Source organism: Actinomycetospora sp. (assembly GCF_055612215.1).
Genome location: NZ_JBVPVA010000218.1, coordinates 1 through 1,759, shown reverse-complemented (window position 1 = coordinate 1,759; position 1,759 = coordinate 1). Strand labels below are relative to the sequence as shown.

The 1,759-nt window shown below is 75.0% G+C and carries 1 protein-coding gene; it reads right to left on the bottom strand.

What is annotated here, in order from left to right:
* The coding region (locus AC0CYZ_RS06120; RefSeq protein WP_472213354.1) for an ATP-binding protein at window positions 1-1,006 on the bottom strand (1,006 nt) is incomplete at its 3' end.
* Between the last annotated feature and the right edge of the window lie 753 nt (window positions 1,007-1,759).

Here is a 1,759-nt window from a genome sequence, read left to right as displayed (position 1 = left end):
CCGCGGCGGCCACCGTCTCCGACGCGGCGACCGAGAACCGCGCCGAGACCCCGGAGCGCTGGTCGATCGCCGAGGCGCCCCGCAGGTTGCGGGTGAAGCGGGCGATGACCTCGAGCAGGTGGTCGGGCACCTCGGCGACGTTGCGCGCCTCCTGGCGGATCAGCGCGATCTCGCCGGCGACCTCGAGCGGGTAGTGCGTGCGCACCTCCGCGCCGAAGCGGTCCTTCAGCGGGGTGATGATCCGGCCGCGGTTGGTGTAGTCCTCGGGGTTGGCGCTGGCGACGAGCAGGATGTCCAGCGGCAGGCGCAGCGTGTAGCCGCGGACCTGGATGTCCCGCTCCTCCATGACGTTCAGCAGCGCGACCTGGATGCGCTCGGCCAGGTCGGGCAGCTCGTTGATGGTGACGATCCCGCGGTGGGCACGCGGGACGAGGCCGTAGTGGATCGTCTCGGGGTCCCCGAGGCTGCGTCCCTCGGCGACCTTGACCGGGTCGACGTCGCCGATGAGGTCGGCGACGCTCGTGTCGGGCGTCGCCAGCTTCTCGGCGTAGCGCTCGGAGCGGTGCCGCCAGGCGACCGGGAGAGCGTCGCCCTCGACGGTGGCGCGGCGGATGCTCGCGGGGATGATCGGTTGCTCGGGGTGCTCGCCGAGCTCGGAACCGGCGATGACCGGGGTCCACTCGTCGAGCAGCGCGACGAGGCTGCGCAGCAGGCGGGTCTTGCCCTGGCCGCGCTCGCCGAGGAGCACGACGTCGTGGCCGGCGAGGATCGCGCGCTCGAACTGGGGCAGCACGGTGCGCTCGAACCCGACGATGCCGGGCCAGGGGTTGGTGCCGGCGCGCAGGGCGGCGAGCAGGTTGTCGCGCAGCTCCTCCCGGACGCCGCGGGCGGTCCTGGCGGGGTGGTCGCTCGCGCGGAGCTCACCGAGGGTGGTGGGGAGGCCGGCCGGCGGGGCCGACGTGCCAGCCGTCGCAGCGGCGGCCTGGGTGGGGCGAGGAGAACTCACCTCCGCCACGCTACGACGGCATCGGCGGTCGTGCCGCCCGGTTGCCGGGGACAGCCGGTCCCTGGGTCCGCGCACTCGGTGCCGCGGGACGGATCCCGGAGCCGGCCTCCGAGGGATCCGTGCCGCACGGTCCGGCAGGGACGGCGCTCGAGGTCGTGGAGATCGACGCGCGGCTCTCACATTCTGGGCGGGACGGGGTCCAGTTCTCGGCCGACCGACGCGTGGCGCGCACACTCCGGCCGGCAGCGTGCTCGGTGTTGGGTGGACCGACGCGTGGCGCACACACTCCGGTCGGCAGCGTGCTCGGCGCTGGGTGGACCGACGCGTGCCGCATTCGACTCCCGTGTCGACACCGTCGCGCGTGCCGTGCCTCCCTGTGGGACGCGTGCCGCGCGGAGCACCGCCCTTCCGGCGCCGGTGTGCGCCCGGTCGTGGCCCGGCCGCATGACGATGTCCCGCACCGTCGGCCGCATGGTCGCCGGCTGCCGGGCGCCGCCGGGCGGTCGCCGCCTTCCGGTCCCGGCGGGATCGGCGCCTCGGAGGTTGTGTGCGCGGCGCGCCGATTCGTGCAGCACCGAGCGGTCCGGCGGCTGGAGTGTGTGCGCGGCGCATCGGTTCGTGCAGCACCGAGCGCTCCGGCTGCTGGAGTGTGCGCGCAACGCGCAGGTGGAGCGCCGCGTCGTGGTCCCGCCCTCTGCTAGGACCCCACGACGGCCCGGCGCGGCGGGGCCGCTCCGGGATCGGCCACCCGTC